This window comes from Vibrio sp. Vb1166 (assembly GCF_033338695.1).
GTDB lineage: Bacteria > Pseudomonadota > Gammaproteobacteria > Enterobacterales > Vibrionaceae > Vibrio > Vibrio alginolyticus.
Map to the genome: position 1 here is coordinate 74,149 of NZ_JAWOTE010000018.1, position 21,196 is coordinate 95,344.

19 protein-coding genes are annotated in these 21,196 nt (G+C 44.4%); 7 read left to right on the forward strand and 12 right to left on the reverse strand.

Features of this window, described 5'->3' with window-relative positions; genetic code table 11:
- Positions 1 to 172 precede the first annotated feature (172 nt).
- From R7E51_RS17300 to nrfB, 8 genes are all read right to left on the reverse strand, one after another.
- The gene (locus R7E51_RS17300) at positions 173 to 769 is read right to left on the reverse strand and encodes a GTP cyclohydrolase II (protein WP_025767283.1); all 597 of its coding nucleotides are present in this window, start codon (positions 767 to 769) and stop codon (positions 173 to 175) included.
- Positions 770 to 1,040: 271 nt separating this feature from the next.
- On the reverse strand, positions 1,041 to 1,217 hold the full coding sequence (locus R7E51_RS17305; RefSeq protein ID WP_020480909.1) for a hypothetical protein: 177 nt from the start codon (positions 1,215 to 1,217) through the stop codon (positions 1,041 to 1,043).
- 146 nt (positions 1,218 to 1,363) lie between these two features.
- The gene (gene nrfF, locus R7E51_RS17310; protein WP_017636119.1) at positions 1,364 to 1,774 is read right to left on the reverse strand and encodes a heme lyase NrfEFG subunit NrfF; all 411 of its coding nucleotides are present in this window, start codon (positions 1,772 to 1,774) and stop codon (positions 1,364 to 1,366) included.
- The gene (locus tag R7E51_RS17315) at positions 1,761 to 2,294 is read right to left on the reverse strand and encodes a DsbE family thiol:disulfide interchange protein (protein ID WP_025767281.1); all 534 of its coding nucleotides are present in this window, start codon (positions 2,292 to 2,294) and stop codon (positions 1,761 to 1,763) included. The genes nrfF and R7E51_RS17315 overlap by 14 nt, the downstream gene beginning before the upstream one ends.
- Positions 2,272 to 4,179, reverse strand: coding sequence for a heme lyase CcmF/NrfE family subunit (locus tag R7E51_RS17320; protein ID WP_206957885.1), 1,908 nt, complete (start codon positions 4,177 to 4,179; stop codon positions 2,272 to 2,274). Before R7E51_RS17320 ends, R7E51_RS17315 begins: the two co-directional genes overlap by 23 nt.
- 9 nt (positions 4,180 to 4,188) lie before the next feature.
- Complete coding sequence (nrfD, locus tag R7E51_RS17325; RefSeq protein WP_206957887.1) at positions 4,189 to 5,160, reverse strand: cytochrome c nitrite reductase subunit NrfD; 972 nt, start codon at positions 5,158 to 5,160, stop codon at positions 4,189 to 4,191.
- Positions 5,157 to 5,843, reverse strand: a complete 687-nt coding sequence (gene nrfC, locus R7E51_RS17330; protein ID WP_005376833.1) for a cytochrome c nitrite reductase Fe-S protein — start codon at positions 5,841 to 5,843, stop codon at positions 5,157 to 5,159. The genes nrfD and nrfC overlap by 4 nt, the downstream gene beginning before the upstream one ends.
- Position 5,844: 1 nt before the next feature.
- Entirely contained in the window at positions 5,845 to 6,447 is a 603-nt protein-coding gene (gene nrfB / locus R7E51_RS17335) for a cytochrome c nitrite reductase pentaheme subunit (protein WP_005376830.1), read from the reverse strand.
- A 450-nt stretch (positions 6,448 to 6,897) separates the two neighbouring features.
- On the opposite strand from nrfB, the gene nrfA reads away from it, so the two are divergent.
- Entirely contained in the window at positions 6,898 to 8,325 is a 1,428-nt protein-coding gene (nrfA, locus tag R7E51_RS17340; RefSeq protein WP_031778935.1) for an ammonia-forming nitrite reductase cytochrome c552 subunit, read from the forward strand.
- A gap of 130 nt (positions 8,326 to 8,455) precedes the next feature.
- On the opposite strand, the gene R7E51_RS17345 is transcribed toward nrfA, so the two are convergent.
- The 3 genes from R7E51_RS17345 to gyrA all read right to left on the reverse strand — a co-directional run bounded on the left by R7E51_RS17345 (position 8,456) and on the right by gyrA (position 12,513).
- Positions 8,456 to 9,010, reverse strand: coding sequence for a hypothetical protein (locus R7E51_RS17345; protein WP_206957890.1), 555 nt, complete (start codon positions 9,008 to 9,010; stop codon positions 8,456 to 8,458).
- A 42-nt stretch (positions 9,011 to 9,052) separates the two neighbouring features.
- On the reverse strand, positions 9,053 to 9,676 hold the full coding sequence (locus tag R7E51_RS17350) for a TPR domain-containing protein (RefSeq protein WP_025767276.1): 624 nt from the start codon (positions 9,674 to 9,676) through the stop codon (positions 9,053 to 9,055).
- Positions 9,677 to 9,801: 125 nt separating this feature from the next.
- Positions 9,802 to 12,513, reverse strand: coding sequence for a DNA topoisomerase (ATP-hydrolyzing) subunit A (gyrA, locus tag R7E51_RS17355; RefSeq protein WP_017636128.1), 2,712 nt, complete (start codon positions 12,511 to 12,513; stop codon positions 9,802 to 9,804).
- A gap of 475 nt (positions 12,514 to 12,988) precedes the next feature.
- Here gyrA and ubiG point away from each other — a divergent pair, with 475 nt between their 5' ends.
- The 4 genes from ubiG to yfaE all read left to right on the forward strand — a co-directional run bounded on the left by ubiG (position 12,989) and on the right by yfaE (position 17,978).
- The gene (gene ubiG / locus R7E51_RS17360; RefSeq protein ID WP_005376820.1) at positions 12,989 to 13,696 is read left to right on the forward strand and encodes a bifunctional 2-polyprenyl-6-hydroxyphenol methylase/3-demethylubiquinol 3-O-methyltransferase UbiG; all 708 of its coding nucleotides are present in this window, start codon (positions 12,989 to 12,991) and stop codon (positions 13,694 to 13,696) included.
- 501 nt (positions 13,697 to 14,197) lie between these two features.
- Positions 14,198 to 16,480, forward strand: a complete 2,283-nt coding sequence (nrdA, locus tag R7E51_RS17365) for a class 1a ribonucleoside-diphosphate reductase subunit alpha (protein WP_005376819.1) — start codon at positions 14,198 to 14,200, stop codon at positions 16,478 to 16,480.
- 83 nt (positions 16,481 to 16,563) lie between these two features.
- On the forward strand, positions 16,564 to 17,697 hold the full coding sequence (gene nrdB, locus R7E51_RS17370; RefSeq protein ID WP_005376818.1) for a class Ia ribonucleoside-diphosphate reductase subunit beta: 1,134 nt from the start codon (positions 16,564 to 16,566) through the stop codon (positions 17,695 to 17,697).
- Positions 17,697 to 17,978, forward strand: a complete 282-nt coding sequence (gene yfaE / locus R7E51_RS17375) for a class I ribonucleotide reductase maintenance protein YfaE (RefSeq protein WP_005376817.1) — start codon at positions 17,697 to 17,699, stop codon at positions 17,976 to 17,978. Before nrdB ends, yfaE begins: the two co-directional genes overlap by 1 nt.
- A gap of 83 nt (positions 17,979 to 18,061) precedes the next feature.
- On the opposite strand, the gene R7E51_RS17380 is transcribed toward yfaE, so the two are convergent.
- Positions 18,062 to 19,294 (reverse strand): CinA family nicotinamide mononucleotide deamidase-related protein, encoded by a 1,233-nt coding sequence (locus R7E51_RS17380; protein WP_115386155.1) that lies wholly within the window; start codon positions 19,292 to 19,294, stop codon positions 18,062 to 18,064.
- A gap of 191 nt (positions 19,295 to 19,485) precedes the next feature.
- Here R7E51_RS17380 and R7E51_RS17385 point away from each other — a divergent pair, with 191 nt between their 5' ends.
- Together R7E51_RS17385 and R7E51_RS17390 are read left to right on the forward strand one after the other, a co-directional pair.
- Positions 19,486 to 20,388: a DUF3943 domain-containing protein gene (locus R7E51_RS17385; protein WP_031777259.1), complete on the forward strand. Its 903-nt coding sequence runs from the start codon at positions 19,486 to 19,488 to the stop codon at positions 20,386 to 20,388.
- 221 nt (positions 20,389 to 20,609) lie between these two features.
- Entirely contained in the window at positions 20,610 to 21,122 is a 513-nt protein-coding gene (locus R7E51_RS17390; RefSeq protein ID WP_005376814.1) for a glycine cleavage system protein R, read from the forward strand.
- Positions 21,123 to 21,196 lie beyond the last annotated feature (74 nt).

Genomic DNA, 21,196 nt, shown 5'->3' on the forward strand with positions numbered 1-21,196 from the left:
GAAGGATCCTTGTTGAGCTTTTCAATTATCGTATTGGTAGTGCTAATTATTCTTATTTGCACTTTAGTCTCGAGATAATACAAATTTACAATTTATTTGCAACTCCAGATACAAAAAAACCTCATAAAAATGAGGTTTTTCACAGACTTTATTGTCAGTTTTATCTTTAGGATTAAACCTTTAGGTCATGTTTTCCGTGAGAGACTTTTGCCTTCAGATAATTTTCGTTGCCATCTTTGATATGTGCAGAGGTATTGACAACCTCGCCAATTTCAATTCCGTACTCAGATAACTCACGAATTTTCTTAGGGTTGTTCGTCACGAGGCGGATCTTATTCACGCCTAAAGCTTCTAGCATTTGTGCTGCTTCTGTGAAATCACGCAGGTCATCATCAAAGCCCAAATGGTTGTTAGCTTCGTACGTGTTCATGCCCTGGCTTTGTAAGCGGTATGCATCGATCTTATTGTACAAACCAATACCACGACCTTCCTGACGGAGATACAAGATGATACCACCGGACTCGCCCATGCGATTGATCGTCTCTTCTAGTTGCTCACCACAGTCACAGCGTGAAGAGTGGAACACATCGCCTGTCAAACACTCAGAGTGCATACGAACTAAAGGCATGTCCTGAGTTTGGTCCGCTTGTTTAAAGATAATAGCAACATGCTCTTTGTCTGTCTTCAGACCATGGAAAGACAGAATTTCGGCATCAATGTTACTTTTTGCCCCGACTTTAAAATCTACTCTGGCACGTACTTCCGCCATATCTATACTCACTCGATTTATTGCTTGATGCGCTTGATGCGTTTTCGTTATTGCATTCATGGGATTTACTCGTTGCTCTTCAACTATGGGGACTGATACCGCATTTTGCAATATAGAGATCACAATTGAGGGCAGTTATCCACTCAAGACAGCAAAAGAGAAACACTCTCCAACTGAACAATTGTTATATTATAACAATTTAAAAAAACTACAATAAAAAACCCCAGACAAATTTTGTCTGGGGTTTCAAGAAGGTCGTTTGGTCTATCTTTTAATGGGTCTGACTGCGCTTCCAAACGGCGAGTTCAATCCAAACTGCTTCGAGTTCTTGGATTTCCTCGTCGGTCAACACGGCGAGCGTTGAAGTAACTTGAGGCAGGTTCGGTGATTGCAATGCACGAATCTGCGAATAGAAGTCTTTTTTAAGTTGTAATATAACTGAATCCACTGCGTGCACCTATTTCGTTCTTTTATTACTTATCCAGCTCAAAATTTTTATTTTCTTTATACTGGAAACTTCATAAATTCGGAAAAATGATAACATTCTGCTTGTTAAGTGCACAATTTATTTTTAATAGTGGAATAACGGTCACATTAATTACGCTTCACCATTCGGATCGAATATAAGACAAAAAAGATCAAAAATAGCACAGGAAAGATCCACAACAGCGCCGTGGAATAATTTAATGGTGGTTGATACAGAACAATATTCCCATAACGAGCAACTAGATAGTCCTTTATTTCTTGATCTGAGCTGCCTTCATTGGCCATCGTATACACTTTCAACCTCAGGTCTTTGGCCGCCTGTGCATTAGACTCGACAAGGTTTTGGTTTTGACACTGCGGGCAGCGTAATGTCTTGGCTAGCGAGGTTGCACGCTGTTGCACTTCAACAGAATGAAACTCAAACAGATCAACATTCTGTTCTAAATCCGCACTTATCGTGAAAGGAGAAAATAGTATAAATAGGATTAAAGTGAGGAGAAGATTATTAAATCGAAACATTCAAGTATCCTGAAAATATATCGTTCCATTTATCTGCCGTTAGCTCTCCACGATATTTGATCAATATACGACCATTTGGATCAATCAAGTAAGTTTCCGGCGTTCCGATAACACCTAGCTCCACAGCGAGCTTTCCATTAGGGTCACTAATTACTTCAATATATGGATTTCGTTTAGAGCTCAAATATTCACGAGCGGCTTGTTTTTGATCTCTATAATTCAGCCCAATAATAGGCACACCGAGTTCTGCTAACTGCAATAACTCTTCATGCTCTCGTTTGCATACTCCGCACCAAGATGCCCAAACATTCAATAATTTATATCCGTCGCTTTTGAACAACTGCTCAGAAACCATGTCATCAGAGATCAGAGAAGTAGAGCGAAAATTCGGTGTCTCTAAATTTCGTTGTGGGGACAATTCAACATGTGGTCGCTCAGACAAAGCCACCGCAGTTACTACAGCAAACACGGCAACAGCCACAAACAGACCTGCGAGTTTAAGCGTATTTCTCGATCGCATTGATAGCCTCTCTCCTTTTCTTTAGGCCGGTTAATAGCGCACCAAACACAGCTAGTAGCCCGCCAGACCATATCCACCAAATACCTGCGCGGTACTGAACTTTAATCGCATAAGCATGAGTATCGACTTTGTCACCCAATGTCACGTAATAATCGCCATGCCATAGTGAACGAATCGCAGGCTCGGTCATATTCATCACTCGCACAGGGTAATGACGCTTTTGCGGGTTGAAATTGAGCATGCGGCCATCTTCCAAGTGCAAGGTGATCTGTCCTTGTTCCGCGGTGTAGTTTGGCCCCACCAGCCATTCGATACCATGATAATCGATAGTGATCCCCGCCCTTTGTTGAGAACTGCCGGGTTCGACACGTAAATTGTGTTCATATGAGTAGTGACTGTTGAATACAGCTCCACTCACCGCCAGCGCAAAACCGATATGTGCCATCACGATTGGCATGAGTTTGCGCTTATTGGAACAACGAAACAGCATAACGAGATGCGCCACAATCACCCAAGTAGCCAATATTATGGTTAGCAATACTTCGAAATGCAGTGCGTGCACTAAGAAGATAAACCCGATCCCAGAGACAAGAGATAACGCAATACTGATCGCAATATCAGCGCTTACACTCGGCACTGTGCCTTTTGTCCATTTCAGCAGCGGCATGAAAGCTAAGGCAATCAGAGCCAGTATGCTTAATGGAAAGGTCAAACTATTAAAGTAAGGTGCGCCAACCGAAATGTTCCCTAAGCCGAGCAGTTGATAAACCATCGGATAAAAAGTGCCAAGAAAAACGATGGCAGTCGCAACAACCAGCAGCCCTTTGGCGATGTAAGCAGTGTAAGCTCGGCTCGTTAGAGATTGAAGTTTAAAACGAGGGAGTTGTTCTCCTCGCAAAATCAATACGCCAAAAGTGATGATGACAAGCAAGCTCAATACACCAAGCAGCACCAAACCTTTAGTTGGGTCCACCGCAAAAGCATGCACTGAAGTCAGCACACCAGAGCGCACCACGAATGTCCCTAAAATGCTTAGGCTGAACGTAGCAAACGCCAGTGCGTAGGTGCTCCAAATTGCGCCTCTGCTGCGTGTTGCGACAACACCGCTGTGCAACAAAGCAGTACCAGTAAGCCAAGGTAGTAAAGAAGCGTTCTCCACAGGGTCCCAAAACCACCAGCCGCCCCACCCTAGCTCATTGTACGCCCACCATGATCCCACCAAGATACCCATCGTGAGCGTTCCCCATGCAAAAAACGCTGCGCTTCGAGCAACCACATACCAATCGCTCATCGGTTGTTTACCCAATAGCGCCGCTAATGCAAAAGCTAATATTGCTGCGTAACCGACATAACCGAGATAAAGCAATGGTGGATGAATGATAAGCCCAACGTCTTGCAACATTGGATTTAGATCTCGCCCTTCCGAAGCCAATAATTGGGCATATTCGAACGGGTTAGAGGTCATTAACGTGAACCATGCAAACGTCCCAATCAGAACGTTCATGATTCCTAAACAGTCACCAGTATATTGGGCGTTGAGCGGTGACTTAAATGCAATAAACGACGCCCATAAACTCAAGGTTACGACCCAAAACAACATGGAGCCTTGGTGCCCGCCCCAAGCGGCAGCAATCTTGAATGCTACGGGGAGTTGACTGTTGGAATGCGTAACAACATATTCCAACGCGAAGTTGTCTTGCACGAAGCAGACGATCAGAAGTGCTAAACAAATGAAGGAAGCTAAGCTAATGATGTGGGACATCGCGACTTGATGCGGCAATGTCGCCTTCTTACTCATAGCACGACGTAGCCAATGCAGCAACGATGCACAAGTCGATGTTACAGCCACCAATATCAGTAAGAAGAACCCTAGCTCAGCTTCCATTTATCCCCCTTACACTAAGGTCATTTGACCGGCATAGAGAATGAAAGTACGCAGCATAAGTACGCCAACCAAGCTCAACGTCGTGACCACAAAAACGTAACTGCCTTTGTGGCGCACTTCAGAAGGCGCCAACCAATTGAGAGTCAAAGGCGTTATCATGCCGATGAACACTACCCCACCCCAGAACCATTGAGCCCAGAATCCACTCGAAATAGCATTCCAAGCCGCGACTTCGTTCTGACCACCGCTGAAGATCAGTCCGGTAAAGAAGGTCACTAAGACAAACAGCTCAAACAATACTACTGGGCGTTCAAATCCGTGTACCCAAGACACACTTGGGCTGCTGGTCGACTCTTTAAATACCAAGATACCGAACATCAAGCATGCTGCTGCACCCGAGGACAAACTAGAGAACAGGAACAAGATTGGCAGTACTGGATTGTTTAGCATTGGGTAAGTCTTCAACGCAGACAATAGAAAGCCAGTGTACGCTGCAAGTACGATGGCTAAGAAGCCCAAGAATAATTCAATTGCGTTGTTGGCTTTCCCCGCCTTAATCAAAATGCCATCGGCAAAATCCAGCAGTTTGCTTGGTAACTTCCCTTCACAGAAGCTGATGATTTGATGGCGGAAGATAACGCCAATCCAAACAAACAGCACTAGCATGTACACTTGGAACAAGATCACGCCCATCGACATCACAGACGTTGGGTTGTAGTAGATCATGATCTTCCAAAACTCTAAAGGCTTGGTTAAATGGAAAATCAAAATTACCAACCCAGCAATGATGCCAAATGGTGCGAGCCAAGCCATCGCTTTCATGATGCCGTTGTTTGCGGGATCACCTTCAATCACTTTGCGTTTTAAATAGATAGAAATAATCACCGCACCCGCTGACATCCCAGCAAAGAATAAGTAAATCGCGATGATCCAATCCCAGACTAACGAGTCAAAGTGGAATGCACTTTCGAAGCCGTTCATGATGACACCTCCCCTTTGCTATGCGGAATTTTGTACAGTTTAGGTTGCGTACCTAAATGCGATTTATCGCGATAGACAACATGGCTTTCGATAGCTTTGCTCACCTCGCTAGTTGGGTCATTTAAATCACCAAAGATGAGTGCTTTTGTTGGGCAAGATTCCACGCAAGCTGGCTGCTTACCTTGCGCTAGGTTGGTATCACGGCAGAAGTTACATTTATCCGCAGAGTGATCGACTGGATTAAAGAAGCGCACTTGGTAAGGGCAAGCAGCAAGGCAATAACCACATCCGACACATTTCTCTTTGTGTACATCCACGATGCCGGTCGCTTCATCTTTGTATGCAGCGCCTGTTGGACAAACGTATACACATGGTGGGTTATCACAGTGCTGACAGGATTCGCGAGTAAACTGGTATTTCACATCTGGGAACTCGCCAATCGGTTCACTGCGATGAATTTTAAGTCGCGTTACGCCTTCAGGGACTTTATTTACTTCGCGACAAGCATCGGTACAAGCGGTACAGCCAATGCAGGCATTTTCATCATGAACCATACCCATGCGTTTCGCTTGTTCACGGTTGCTGGTATAAAGAGAGGAGCTAACAACGGAAGTGCCTGCAACGCCTGTAGTTAAAATCAACGCGCCGCTGCCGGCTAAAAAGTTTCTTCTCGAACATTTCATGCTATCTCTCCTCTTCTTTGGCAAGTTCAGGTTCGACGGCAAATTCAGAGTGACAATCCACACACTGCTTGATCAGTTGTTTTCTGTCGTACGACAACGCTTTGGTTTTCGCTGTGTGTACATCGTGGCAATTTGAACAAGTGAGGTTTTTGGCGTGCACATCGTGCGTCCAGTGGCTTTCTCTCAGTTGTGTCGGTGCATGGCAATCCACACATCGGCTGTTGGCTTTAAGAATCATGCTTGGATCAAGGAACACTTTGTCGTGTACCTCTTTCGATTGCGCGGCAGAAAACTTAATCACATCAGGCGCGCCTTCACGGTGATCAGGGCCGATGTTGCTATGGCAGTTAGTGCAATTGAGCTGCTTACCTTGACTCAATAACGCTTGCGAATCATGCGATAGATTCAGAGTCTCTTTGGCGTCCTTATGACATTGAAGACACTTGTAGTCTCGGTCACGGATCAACTCGACTTGATGACGCTCAGCTTGAGCACCTTCAATCGGCTCTGAAGAAGTCGCATGGGCGGCGATGGAGAAACCATAGATGGCAAAGACGAAGAGAAGTTTCAGCATTGTCTCTATGGTCAATTTTATATTGCCCATATTGTTCTTTCCTTAGCTCGACAATAATTGATAACTATTCTCAATTATTTATTTGAGCGACAATTAATTTCCTCTGAAGATATTTTTTAGATCTTCAAATGACATCAATTCTTATTTCGGAAAGCCACAACGCTAAACCTATATTTATAATACCTCTATTATTCATAAGGGGTAGAAACACCTGCTCAAAAAGCGAACTAAATCACCCTATTTTTAAAAAGGTTAAAACCCCAAGGCATTGTAGAACAATGACTTAACAACTACCACTTTAGAGGTATATAAATTCAAACATGACTGAGATCACTGGTGTAAATTGATCTAAAACAAGACAAGATTCACTCACTATTTCATCTATCCAATTAAGCAATATTATTAATCGTAGATCTCCAGTTCTTATTTGGAATAGCTCCTCACAACGCTGCTAATAAAAACGAATATGGAGATAACACTGTGAGCATAAAACACTGGATGAGCGCACCTATTGCGGTTGCGACCTTATTCGCCAGCCAATTATTTTTGGTTGGCGCTCCGTTAGCGGCAGAAGAGAAGGATTTTATCGATCCTCGAAATGACGCCTTTGAACAGAACCATCCCGACCAATACCACTCTTGGAAAGCAACATCCGAAAGTGAGCACATAGAAGATGCTCTAAGTGAAGACCCAAACATGGTTATCCTGTGGGCAGGTTATGGCTTCGCGAAAGACTACAACAAAGCGCGCGGTCACTTTTACGCACTTGATGATGTTCGCCAAACCTTACGTACTGGCGCACCAACCGACGAGAAGTCCGGGCCTATGCCGATGGCGTGCTGGAGCTGTAAAAGCCCAGACGTTGCTCGCGTGATTGATGAACGTGGTGAAGACGGTTATTTCGAAGGTAAATGGGCACGCTTAGGCTCAGAAATCGTCAACCCTATCGGTTGTTCCGATTGCCACAACACGGGCTCTGAAGCCTTCAAGAAAGGCGAACCCGCGCTGGCACTGACTCGCCCATACGTCGAGCGTGCTTTTGATACTATTGGTAAAAACTTTGATGAACAGTCTCGCCTAGATAAGCAAGCATCGGTCTGCGCTCAATGTCACGTTGAATACTACTTCACCGGCCCAACTAAAGCGGTTAAATTCCCATGGGATATGGGCACCACCGTTAATGACATGGAGAAATACTACGACGCGTTGAATTTCAAAGATTGGACGCATGCCGTATCTAACGCGCCGATGCTAAAAGCACAACACCCGGGTTTCGAAACTTGGAGAGCGGGTATTCATGGTAAAAACAAAGTGGTGTGTGTGGACTGCCACATGCCTAAAGTGACCAAAGAAGACGGTACGGTGTACACAGACCACAAAGTGGGTAACCCATTTGATCGTTTTGAAGACACCTGTGCGCAATGCCATACCCAAACTAAAGAGCAGCTACAAGGCATCGTCTCGACTCGCAAAGCGCAAGTACTGAACATGAAGCTAACCGCCGAGAAGCAAATCGTAGCGGCACACTTTGAAGCAGGCGCAGCGTGGAAAGCAGGTGCAACAGAAGCAGAGATGGAACCTATCCTACAAGATATTCGCCATGCACAATGGCGTTGGGACTACGCGATTGCTTCTCACGGTGTCCACATGCATGCTCCTGAGGTAGCACTAGAAGTACTTGGTACTGCAGTTGACCGCGCTGCTGACGCCCGTACCAAGTTGGTTCGCTTACTGGCAACCAAAGGCATTACTGACCCTGTTCAAATTCCAGATATCTCGACCAAAGCGAAAGCACAGCAAGCACTGGGCATGGATATGGATAAGATGAACGCAGACAAGAAACACTTCCTAGAAACGGTGGCACCAGAATGGGATAAAGCAGCAGCTGAACGCGAAGCCACATATTAGTCTAACTTGCAGAGGTTAGTTTATAGATACAACAAGGGGCGTACTGAACGCCCCTTTTTTTTGTTTATTTGTTTCTTTGTTATCTTTATTTCTTCATCCCCGATTCTATCGAGAGACAAAATCGAACGTACTAGCGACGAGGAAGCCTAGGTCTAGGTTGAATATTTGGACGTGCTTTAGGTATCTGCACATTTGGACGAGCAACTGGACGCTGGATCTTCGTTTCCGGTAATGCTTTTCTTTGTTGAACCTTTTCTTTCACCGCCTTGCCTTGTAAAGTCGCTGGTTCAATATGCTCCGGACGATTCTCCCATTGGGTTCGAATCTCTTGCTTTTGCTCGTCAGGCAGTGATTGCCAATGATCGTCAAGTTGGCGTTTCATGTTATCGATATTGGCGGACATATCGTCGTCTTTCCAATCTTCGACTTTGTCTTTGATGGATTGCTGTTGGTCTTCATCTAAACCATTCCACCACTCTTCCAGTTTCTCTTTGTATTCATCGTCGTTATCGCAACAGCCCGGATAGTAATAAATCCAGTAGTCGTCATGATCGTACCACCACGGATCGTAATAACCCGATGAATAATAAACCATAGAGGAAGAGCCAGAATGATCGGAAGAGCTACAACCCGCCAGCACAGAGCCGCACAGCAAAACCAATATGCTTAGTGCTTTATTTTTCATTCGTTGCCCACCTTTCTCTCTATTGCTTGTTAAATTGTACGCTTACAATAGCTCTTTTGCTTTGTTAATAGAGTTAATGATTTGCACCCTATCTAAATTTGGATCATTAGAATCTAATAATATTACCCAGGCATCAATCGCTTCCTGAAATCGGAATGACAGAAAATGATCATTTGCGATCAAAGACAAAGCGGCTTCATTGTGCGGTTCTATCTGCAAAGCTTGCTCCAAAAGCAAGCTAACTTCTTGCGTCATTGATTGCTGGTGAATGTAGTACAAGGTAGTCGCCTTTGCAGCAAGTTGCGTGGCACTGACTGGCTCAGTCAGTTGGATCGCGTAATCAAAACAAATCAACGCACCGTCAAATTCACCCTCTAGCAGGTAGCCCTGCCCGAGTTGGAACCACAATTCAGCGTTGTTCGGATCTTCACGCAACTGGTCTTGAATCTCTTTCATGATGTCACGAGCAGTCATCATTCGTGACATTTCCGCGTGTATTGGTTTAGGCGGTGTTTGATGAAGCAATAAGAAACTGGCACTCGTCACGACAAGTACTAACAGGCAAAAGCCAAACCATTGAGCAGGTTTAGCTTTTGATGCACTCAGTGATAAGAGTACGATAAACAACCCCATCAGAGTGATGGCAGCGAAAAACCAAACAGACATAACACGTCCTGTAAACAAAGATAACGTCAGTGTACGCATTTCTTACTTTAAATGCGTTGATACAGATACAAAAAAAGCCGAGCAACTAAGGGCTCGGCTTTTCATATCAGGATAACGATGTAAGATTACTCTTCGTTACCTTCCTCTGCATCATCAGCAGCTGGAGCGTCTTGCTGCGTATTTTCATCTGTTGACTCTAACGCTTCTGCATCTTCATCAGCAGGCAGCTCTTCATCATCAACTTCTTCAATACGTTGCAAACCAACAACTGATTCATCTTCCGCAGTACGGATAAGCGTTACACCTTGTGTGTTACGACCAACTTGGCTAACTTCACCCACACGAGTGCGTACTAACGTGCCAGCGTCGGTGATCATCATCATTTCATCACCTTCAACAACCTGGATAGCACCAACTACCGGGCCATTTCGCTCAGAAACTTTGATAGAAACTACACCTTGAGTGCCACGACCTTTTGTCGGGTACTCGCTAAGTGCTGTACGTTTACCATAACCGTTTTCTGTAACCGTTAGGATATCGCCTTCGTGCGAAGGAACAATAAGTGATACAACTTGGTCATTTTCAGCCAGTTTCATACCACGAACACCAGAGGCGGTACGACCCATAGGACGAACACCTTTAAACTTGATCTCTGGCTGACCATTCTCATCAAGAACTGGTTTACCATTTTCATCAAGTACTGGAATCTCTTCTGCTTCTTTAAAGCGAACCACTTTACCCGCTTTAGAGAACAGCATGATTTCGTTTTCGCCGTTAGTGATATCCACACCGATTAACGAATCGTCTTCACGTAGGTTCACAGCGATTAGGCCGTTTGAACGTACGTTTGCAAACTGGTTCAACGGCGTTTTCTTAACCGTACCGTCACCTGTTGCCATGAAGATGAATTTGTCTTCAGAGAATTCATCAACACGTAGAATCGCGGTAATGCGCTCACCTTCTTCTAATGGAAGGATGTTCACAATTGGCTTACCACGCGCAGTACGGCTCGCTAGAGGCAATTGGTAAACTTTCAGGCGGTATGTCTTACCACGAGTAGAGAAACACAAGATGTTATCGTGGGTATTCGCCACTAGAAGACGCTCGATATGGTCTTCATCTTTCATCTTAGTCGCACTCTTACCTTTACCACCACGGCGCTGTGACTCGTAGTCGCTCAGTACTTGGTACTTAACGTAACCACCGTGAGATAGAGTAACAACAACGTCTTCACGTGCGATCAGCTCTTCCATGTCAATATCATGGCTCGCAGCTGTGATTTCTGTACGACGAGCGTCACCAAAGCCGTCACGAACCGCTTCAAGTTCCTCACGGATAACTTCCATCAAACGCTCAGTGCTCGCAAGGATATGCATGAGTTCAGCGATTTCTTCTAGAAGTGTTTTGTATTCGCCAAGAATCTTCTCGTGTTCTAGACCTGTTAGTTTATGTAAACGTAGATCTAGGATAGCTTGTGCTTGTTGCTCAGTCAGGAAGTACTGACCATCACGAATACCGTATTCAGGCTCTAGCCATTCAGGGCGCGCAGCATCTGTACCAGCACGCTCAAGCATTGCTGAAACGTTGCCTAAATCCCAACCACGAGCGATAAGACCCGCTTTTGCTTCAGCCGGTGTAGGTGCCTTACGGATAAGCTCAATGATTTCATCAATGTTAGCAAGCGCTAGAGCTAAACCTTCAAGGATATGAGCACGTTCACGCGCTTTACGCAGTTCGAAGATAGTACGACGTGTCACAACTTCACGACGGTGATCAACGAAGCACTTCAACATATCTTTTAGGTTGAATAGCTGTGGCTGGCCATTGTTTAGGGCCACCATATTGATACCGAAAGTGGTTTGCAGCTGAGTCTGAGCGTAAAGGTTGTTTAGAACTACTTCGCCCACAGCATCGCGCTTACACTCAATAACAATGCGCATACCGTCTTTATCTGACTCGTCGCGCAGTGCACTGATGCCTTCTACTTTCTTATCTTTAACTAGCTCAGCGATCTTTTCGATCAAGCGAGCTTTGTTCACCTGGTAAGGAATTTCAGTGACGATAATGGTCTCTTTACCATTCTTCTCCACTTCGATGTCCGCTTTCGAACGCATGTAGATTTTGCCACGACCTGTTTTGTACGCGTCTACAATGCCTTTACGACCGCTGATAAGCGCCGCCGTTGGGAAATCAGGACCAGGAATGTAATCCATTAGTTCATCAATAGTGATTTCTTCATTATTGATGTATGCAAGACAGCCATCAATCACTTCGCCAAGGTTATGAGGCGGGATGTTGGTTGCCATACCTACTGCGATACCAGAAGCACCGTTAACCAATAGGTTTGGAATTTTAGTTGGAAGAACCGCTGGGATCTGCTCAGTACCGTCGTAGTTTGGTACGTAGTCTACGGTTTCTTTGTCTAGGTCAGCCAATAGTTCATGGGCAATTTTGGCCATTCGAACTTCGGTGTAACGCATTGCCGCAGCAGAGTCGCCATCGATCGAGCCAAAGTTACCTTGACCATCGACCAGCATGTAACGAAGCGAGAACGGCTGAGCCATACGTACGATTGTGTCGTACACAGCACTATCACCATGTGGGTGATATTTACCGATTACGTCGCCGACAACACGGGCTGATTTTTTATATGGTTTGTTCCAATCGTTGCCTAGTACGTTCATCGCGAATAAAACGCGGCGGTGTACTGGTTTTAGGCCATCACGCACATCTGGAAGAGCACGACCCACGATGACTGACATCGCATAGTCTAGATATGAACCTCTAAGCTCATCTTCAATGTTTACGGGCGTGATCTCTTTAGCTAAATCGCTCATAGAGCCATTATCCCTCTATTATCTGATCGTAATTACGATACGTGTAAGGTGCAAAAATATAACACACAATTCATCACTTCGGCATCACTTTCCCTCTCCTTTTATCAGGTTGTGAGCTTGGTTATGAATCAAATGTCGAGAATTTGCACACTCATCCCATATCTTTCTGATTAGTGGTTATATTTCGGTCAATATTGAGCAAAATCGGACTCTTTACGCGGAAAAGCGATGTAAATTCCTTTAACTACACAACGCGAAAATGCAGGTTTTAGAGTTATTGTCACTGGCACCAGTTCAAGGATGAACCAAAAACAATAGTTAGCGCTTTACAAATTACAGGCACCTGTCTCGATTGCCGCGCCAGTGAACTCTGTCATTGTCCCTTAACTAAGCACATCGAGGTTGTTTGGGTGTAAAACGTTGGAGTATACTGGCGCCCTCTAAAGGACTCAGATTGAATGCAATAAAACCAATTATGACTAAAGCACAAAACGTCGACCCAAGTGAAATTAAGAAATTCGAGGACATGGCTTCTCGATGGTGGGATTTAGAAGGCGAGTTTAAGCCGCTTCATCAAATTAACCCACTTCGTTTGAACTATGTACTTGAAAAAGCAAATGGCTTGTTTGGCAAGCGCGCACTTGATGTCGGCTGTGGTGGTGGCATTCTTGCTGAAAGCATGGCAAAAGAAGGCGCTATTGTGACGGGGCTTGATATGGGTAAAGAACCATTAGAAGTCGCGCGACTACATGCATTAGAAACAGGTACTCAACTGACCTACATTCAGAGCACAATAGAAGACCACGCTATAGAAAACGCAGGAACTTACGATGTCGTGACTTGTATGGAGATGCTTGAACACGTTCCAGATCCTCTCTCCGTTATCCGCTCTTGTGCTGCACTAGTCAAACCCGGTGGTCACGTGTTTTTCTCAACTTTGAACCGAAACATTAAGTCGTACTTATTTGCTATTGTCGGTGCTGAGAAGCTTCTTAAGATTGTTCCTGAAGGCACTCATGAGCACGATAAGTTTATCAAGCCAGCCGAAATGATGAAGATGATAGACCAAACTGACCTGACGGAAATGGGCATTACTGGGCTTCATTACAACCCTCTAAATGACAGCTACAAACTCGGTCGTAATGTAGATGTAAACTACATCGTTCATACTAAAAAATACTGAACGCTATTAAGTTAAAAAATGAGTTTTGTGATTGACATTTTTTAAAGAAAATGAATCGGAAGCGGTAGCACATAGTTGCCGCTTTTTTTGTCTTTTTATGGCTAAAATTCGTGCTCTAGATTCCATTTTGACCAAGCTATTTTTCGTAGATAAAAACGGCCAAAGATCAAGGAAAATATTTTTGCATGCGGTTATTTCTAAACCGATCTCGAAACCGTACTTTTAACCATTCAAGTCTGCCCTTTTCTCATCGGTTAGTGTTCACTTACTGATTTTTTTCATTTTGTCAGTTATCCACAAGTCATCCCCGATCTGTACCTTGATAAATCAGTGTAATAGCACTATCTTGTAACCCGCAAACAAATGAACCCCTATATGTTGTGTTTAAGCGACAATATATAGATAGACTTTGATCACAAAGCCGCCGCAAGCTTTACTCATATTGCACATAAACAAACAAAAATACGGCTTTTATCAGTTTTCTTAGGGAAATAAAGCAGAATGAACCAACAACTTACCGTCACCAAGCGTGATGGCCGTAAAGAAAGTATCGATCTGGATAAAATCCACCGCGTTATCACTTGGGCTGCAGAAGGTCTAGATAATGTTTCGGTTTCTCAAGTAGAACTTCGCGCTCACATCCAGTTTTACGACGGCATCACAACGACAGATATTCACGAGACAATCATCAAGTCTGCGGCAGACCTGATCTCTGAAGAGACTCCGGATTATCAATACCTAGCTGCTCGCCTAGCGGTATTCCATCTGCGTAAAAAAGCGTATGGCCAATACGAGCCACCAACGCTTTATGATCACGTGTCTCGCCTCGTCGATATGGGTAAGTACGATCAACATATTCTAGAAGACTACACAAAAGCAGAACTCGACGAACTTGATGCGTACCTCGACCATAAACGCGACCTAAACTTCTCATACGCGGCAGTTAAGCAGCTAGAGGGTAAGTACTTCGTACAGAACCGTGTTACGGGCCAAATTTACGAAAGTGCTCAGTTCTTGTACATCCTTGTAGCAGCGTGCTTATTTGCGAAATATCCAAAAGCGACACGTCTTGATTACATCAAACGTTTCTACGATGCGACATCGACATTTAAGATTTCTCTACCTACGCCAATTATGTCTGGCGTGCGTACCCCTACTCGCCAGTTCAGCTCATGTGTTCTGATCGAGTGTGGAGACAGTCTTGATTCTATTAACGCAACAGCAAGCTCAATTGTTCGTTATGTATCTCAGCGCGCTGGTATTGGTATCAACGCAGGTCGTATCCGTGCATTAGGCTCAGAGATTCGCGGTGGTGAAGCATTCCACACTGGTTGTATTCCGTTCTACAAGTACTTCCAAACAGCAGTAAAATGTTGTTCACAAGGTGGTGTACGTGGTGGCGCAGCTACTGTGTTCTACCCAATGTGGCACGGTGAAGCACGCTCACTAATGGTACTTAAGAACAACCGTGGTGTTGAAGAAAACCGTGTTCGTCACATGGACTACGGTGTTCAGTTAAACAAACTGATGTACCAACGTTTAGTTGAAGGCGGCAATATTACGCTATTCTCACCATCTGATGTACCTGGTCTGTACGACGCATTCTTCGAAAACCAAGAAGAGTTTGAGCGTCTATACGTGAAGTACGAGAACGATCCTTCAATCAAGAAAGAAACGGTTAAAGCGATTGAAATGTTCACTCTGCTAATGCAAGAGCGTGCATCAACGGGTCGTATCTACATCCAGAACGTGGACCACTGTAATACTCACAGCCCATTTGATTCTGAAGTCGCTCCAGTTCGTCAGTCGAACCTATGTTTAGAAATCGCACTGCCAACGAAACCATTAACTAACGTTGAAGATGACTCAGGCGAGATCGCACTGTGTACGCTTTCTGCATTCAACTTAGGTGCTATCAAGTCTCTAGATGATTTCGAAGAGCTATCCGATCTTGTTGTTCGTGCGTTAGATGCACTGCTTGATTACCAAGATTACCCTCTACCAGCGGCATACAAATCGACTATGAACCGTCGTACGCTAGGTGTTGGTGTGATTAACTTTGCTTACTACTTAGCGAAGAATGGCGTGAAATACTCTGACGGTAGCGCGAACGGCCTAACTCACCGTACGTTCGAAGCAATGCAGTACTACCTATTGAAAGCATCTGTAGCACTGGCGAAAGAACAAGGTAAGTGTCCTTCATTCGACGAGACGAACTACGCGAAAGGCTTACTGCCGATTGATACGTATAAGAAAGATATCGACCTAATTTGTGACGAAGCGCTGCACTACGACTGGGACAGCCTACGTAAAGAAATTATGGAGCACGGCCTACGTAACTCAACACTGACTGCGCTAATGCCTTCTGAGACTTCTTCTCAGATTTCAAACGCAACTAACGGTATTGAGCCACCACGTGGTTACGTTTCAGTAAAAGCTTCGAAAGACGGTATCCTGAAGCAAGTTGTACCAGAGTTCACAGAACTTAAAGACAGCTATGAACTGCTTTGGAATATCGGTTCGAACGACGGTTATCTACACCTTGTGGGTATTATGCAGAAGTTTGTTGACCAAGCTATCTCTGCTAATACTAACTACGACCCGTCACGTTACGAGACTGGCAAGGTTCCAATGAAGAAACTACTTCAAGACCTGCTAACAGCGTATAAGTTTGGTGTGAAAACGCTTTACTACCACAACACTCGTGATGGTGCGAAAGATGAACAGAAAGACGCTGTTCAACCACAAGATGACGATTGTGCTGGCGGCGGTTGTAAGATTTAATCTTCCCGTACCTAGCGAACCCGTAAAGACAGACTATCGATAACCTCCCCCTTACGGGGAGGTTTAAAAGGAATTGAGGCATTATGGCTTACAGTACTTTTAACCAAAAAAAGAATGACCAATTGAAGGAACCAATGTTCCTAGGTCAATCAGTAAACGTTGCACGTTACGACCAACAAAAGTTTGAGATTTTCGAAAAACTTATCGAGAAACAACTTTCTTTCTTCTGGCGTCCAGAAGAAGTAGACGTATCTAGCGACCGTATCGATTACAACAAACTGCCAGATCACGAGAAGCACATCTTCATCTCTAACTTGAAGTACCAAACGCTTCTTGACTCTATCCAAGGCCGCAGCCCTAACGTGGCACTGCTGCCGCTTGTGTCTCTGCCAGAACTAGAGACTTGGATTGAGACTTGGTCTTTCTCTGAAACGATTCACTCTCGTTCTTACACACACATTATTCGTAACATCGTGAACGACCCTGCGGTGGTGTTTGATGATATCGTTGAGAACGAGCACATTCTGAAGCGTGCAAAAGACATCGCGCACTACTACGACGATTTGATTCAAGCGACGAATGATTACCATCGCTACGGTGAAGGTGAACATGTCCTTAACGGTGAAACGGTTAAGGTTAGTCTGTACGATCTTAAGAAGAAGCTGTACATCTGTCTGATGTCTGTTAACGCATTAGAAGCTATTCGTTTTTACGTAAGTTTCGCATGCTCTTTCGCTTTCGCAGAACGCGAACTAATGGAAGGTAACGCGAAAATCATCAAGCTGATCGCTCGTGACGAAGCACTTCACTTAAACGGCACGCAGCACATGATCAACCTGCTACGTAACGGTCAAGATGACTTCACTTTTATGCAAATCGCAGAAGAGGCAAAACAGGACTGTTTTGATCTATTCAAAGAAGCGGCTGAGCAAGAAAAAGAGTGGGCAGAGTATCTATTCAAAGATGGCTCTATGATCGGTCTAAACAAAGACATCCTAAGCCAATACGTTGAATACATCACAAATATTCGTATGCAAGCGGTAGGTCTACCAGCAGCGTATCCAGAAGCAACAACTAACCCAATTCCATGGATTAACGCTTGGTTGTCTTCAGATAACGTTCAAGTTGCGCCTCAAGAAGCAGAAATCTCTTCTTACCTTGTGGGTCAAATTGACAATGAAGTTCGCGCAGATGACTTCGAAGGATTCGAGCTGTAATGGCAACACTCAAAATCAACAAACTGATCAGCATTGAATCCAACCCTTCCAATACGATTTTGGAAACAATGGAGCAAGCTGGCCTATTACCAGAATACAACTGCCGTGATGGGCACTGCGGCGCCTGTCGCTGCAAATTGGAGTCTGGTGAAGTGGAGTATGTTGGTTTTGCCATGGCTTACACACAAAGTGATGAAATATTACCTTGTATCTGTAAAGCAAAATCAGATTTGTCACTTAGCGGCGTTAACTACGCGATGAAAGAAAAGCAGCGCGCATAACGTTGACTCGACGGTATAAAATGCAAAAGCCAAGGCAATCACCTTGGCTTTTTTGTCTCTCAGACTACTGTAGAAAGCTTTGGTTATAAAGCACTGCTCGGGAGGTGCATCTCTTTAACTTTCTCTAAAAATGCATAATGCGCAAACATCGGTTTACGTTCTAGGTAGCGACGCAACAAGTCTAGAGCTGCCGTGCTGATCACTTTAACTTGATCACTGCGCTGATACTTTTTCGAGAGTTTATATAACGCTCCCCACTCGCCTGACGGTGTCGATAAAGCGACGGAAAAAACGCCCTCTTCAATATGGCCAGTGACGAGTGATAAATCCGTCCCACACTTCTCTCGCGTAGCACCAGCCAGAGCAAACGTTTCTGCTAATGGATCTCCGCTGTTGGCCATCGCTTGAGTCAGGCTCGGTAGTATCCAACCATGCCCTAGTTGTTTTTCAGCGTTTTCATCACCGTTTAGCCAGTACGTTAAGTATCCTCCGCTACTTTTTTCGGAGGTCGACACTGTTAGTCCTTTATCGACCAACAACTGGCCGACATTTTCAACCATAGGTAAATCAATACTAACGGTATTACTCTCAAGGTGTTTATTAATTATCTGTACTAGTTTCAAACGCTGTTCAATCTGATCTGAAGGACCAAAAAGTTTCACTTCAATAAAAGGCAAGTAAGAGCGATACCCTAGCTCATAGCCTTGAGGAAGTTTTAGCTGATCTAGCTTATCTGAAATACCGGATTCAGATAGACCAAACGTGTAGATTCGACTACAACATGAACCTTGAACATCGGGAAACACTCTTCTCAGATCGGGAAGAATTTGCGTCTCTGCCATGAGCTTAAATTCACTTGGTACACCCGGTGTGAAATAAAAAATGGCATCATTAATCAGCATTTTGAAACCGCAAGCAGTGCCTATCGGGTTGTCCAATATCTCTGCCGTTTCTGGCAGCATTGCTTGCTTTAAATTACTGTCCGGCATAGGGATGCCACGTCGAGCATACAAACTTTCTAGATGCTGCAACCACTCTTTGAATAGCACCAGTTTACAATCGGCGGCTCTCGCGGCGGCGGCAGCACTCATGTCATCCGTTGTAGGGCCTAAACCACCATTAACAATAACCACATCGTTGTTAAAGCTGAGCATTAAAAACTCTTCAACCAAACTCGATAGGCTATCACCAACCGTTGAGCGCTTTGTTAAGCCAAATCCATGTTGATAAAACAGGCTAGACAACCATGCCGCATTAGTATCAACAATATCACCGTGGAGGACTTCCTCACCAGTACTAAGCATTGCTATTTTCACAACTGACTCCTGAACGTAAGCACAATCCTATTTTCGTTATAGCGCTTATTTTTCTTTTTATTTGGACAAATCTCGCCGAGGTTTGTTGGGACTAAATAAGGGTCAAGTGTTTAAATGATTGATGTTTTGAGGGATAATTACGAGCCCGAACATACACCATTAACTCGGAGACCTTTGTGTCAAAATCATCCATGTTCAAGACGACTCTAACAGGCCTTTGCTTGGCTTCGTCAGCGCTTGCGCACGCAAGTCACTATGACCTAAGCCGTCATACAGAGTTTTCTTACACACCTGATTGTTTGTCAGGTTACTGCGAAACGACGACTCTGTACACCTTCGAGGCTCAAAATCGCGGTGTTATGTATGAACAGAATAGTGATGATTCGCTAAACCTTGACGCAGGGCTTCAGCCTAAACATCTCATCATCCCTCAAGATAAAGACTGGGATTATCTGATGGGTCAAACCTACACCATTCTAGGTCTCAGTATCGCGACCGTAGGCATGATGACTTTTCTTCCAGAAAGTATCACCAAATGGGACGAAGAAGACCGAGACATGAGTAAGTTGGGGCAAAAGTGGAAAGATAATGTCTCTGACGGCCCCGTTTGGGATCGCGATGAACATGTCCTCAACTACATCATGCACCCATATTTTGGCGGTGTTTACTACACGGCAGCACGTCACGCTGGCTATAATGAATTTCAGTCGTTTTTGTACTCCGCAACTATGTCGACGTTCTTTTGGGAGTATGGCGTGGAGGCGTTCGCAGAAGTACCATCTTGGCAGGATATTTTTATCACACCATTCTTTGGTGCTGTTGTTGGTGAAATGATGTTAACGGCTGAGCAAGACATTATTGCAAACGGCGGCGAAGTTATGGGCTCTGAAACCGCAGGTGATGTTTCGCTCTTCTTCTTAAACCCTGTTGGACATATTCATTATTGGGTAACTGATGCATGGGGCGGTAGTGCAGAACTACAATTCAATTCATCACCTTGGTTTGGAAACCAAGATGTTGCAAAATTCGCCATGGACGCAGGCGCAAACTACGACAGTCAATTTTATGGTGTCGAGTTAAAAGTAACCTTCTAATCCTAAGTTGATACTCGGTAAAAAGCAGCCTTACGATGGCTGCTTTTTTGTGCTCTGAACATTGTTTTAATTATTTGCATCACGAATTAGTGTTAAAAATTGACTTTCATCAAACATTACCCGCCCTTAGCACCTACACTAAATAAAAGGATTTATTCCAATAACTTAAGTAGCACGTTTATTCGTACTGCGTCCAAACCTTGATTCCAGGAGGGGACATTATGAACACCGTATTTATTGTTAATTTTGTCGGACAAGCGTCACCCGCCACGATTAAAGAGCTCGCTGCAATCACACACGAAAACGGCGGGAAATGGCTGATCAGCAAAGTAAACTTTATCGAAGACCAAGTTGCAGGTGTCATCAAAGTAGAGCTTCCAAGAGAAAATGCCGACATCGTTAAACAAGCGTTCTCTTCTTGTCAGACTCTTGTTGTTAGGTTCGTCGACTCTGAGCCTCACTCATATCGTGAAGACACTATCTTCCAACTTCGTTTAGATGCCAACGATAGAGCGGGTATTGTGAATGAAATTACTCACGTTCTCGATAATCAAGGTATCTCAATTTTAGATATGGATTGTCAGCGTGTATTCATTGCAGGAGGCGGAGGGGTAAGCTCTAGCTTATTCAGCGCTAAAATGGCGATAAAACTACCTAGCGAGCTAGAAATTGAAGACATAGCCAATGAGTTAGAATCTCTGAGTGAAGACACTCGTGTAATTGTAGAAAGCTAACTGCATACCTTTAACGCTTCCCCAATAAAAAGAGCAGCAATTCAGCTGCTCTTTGTCGTTCTAATACTCAATAC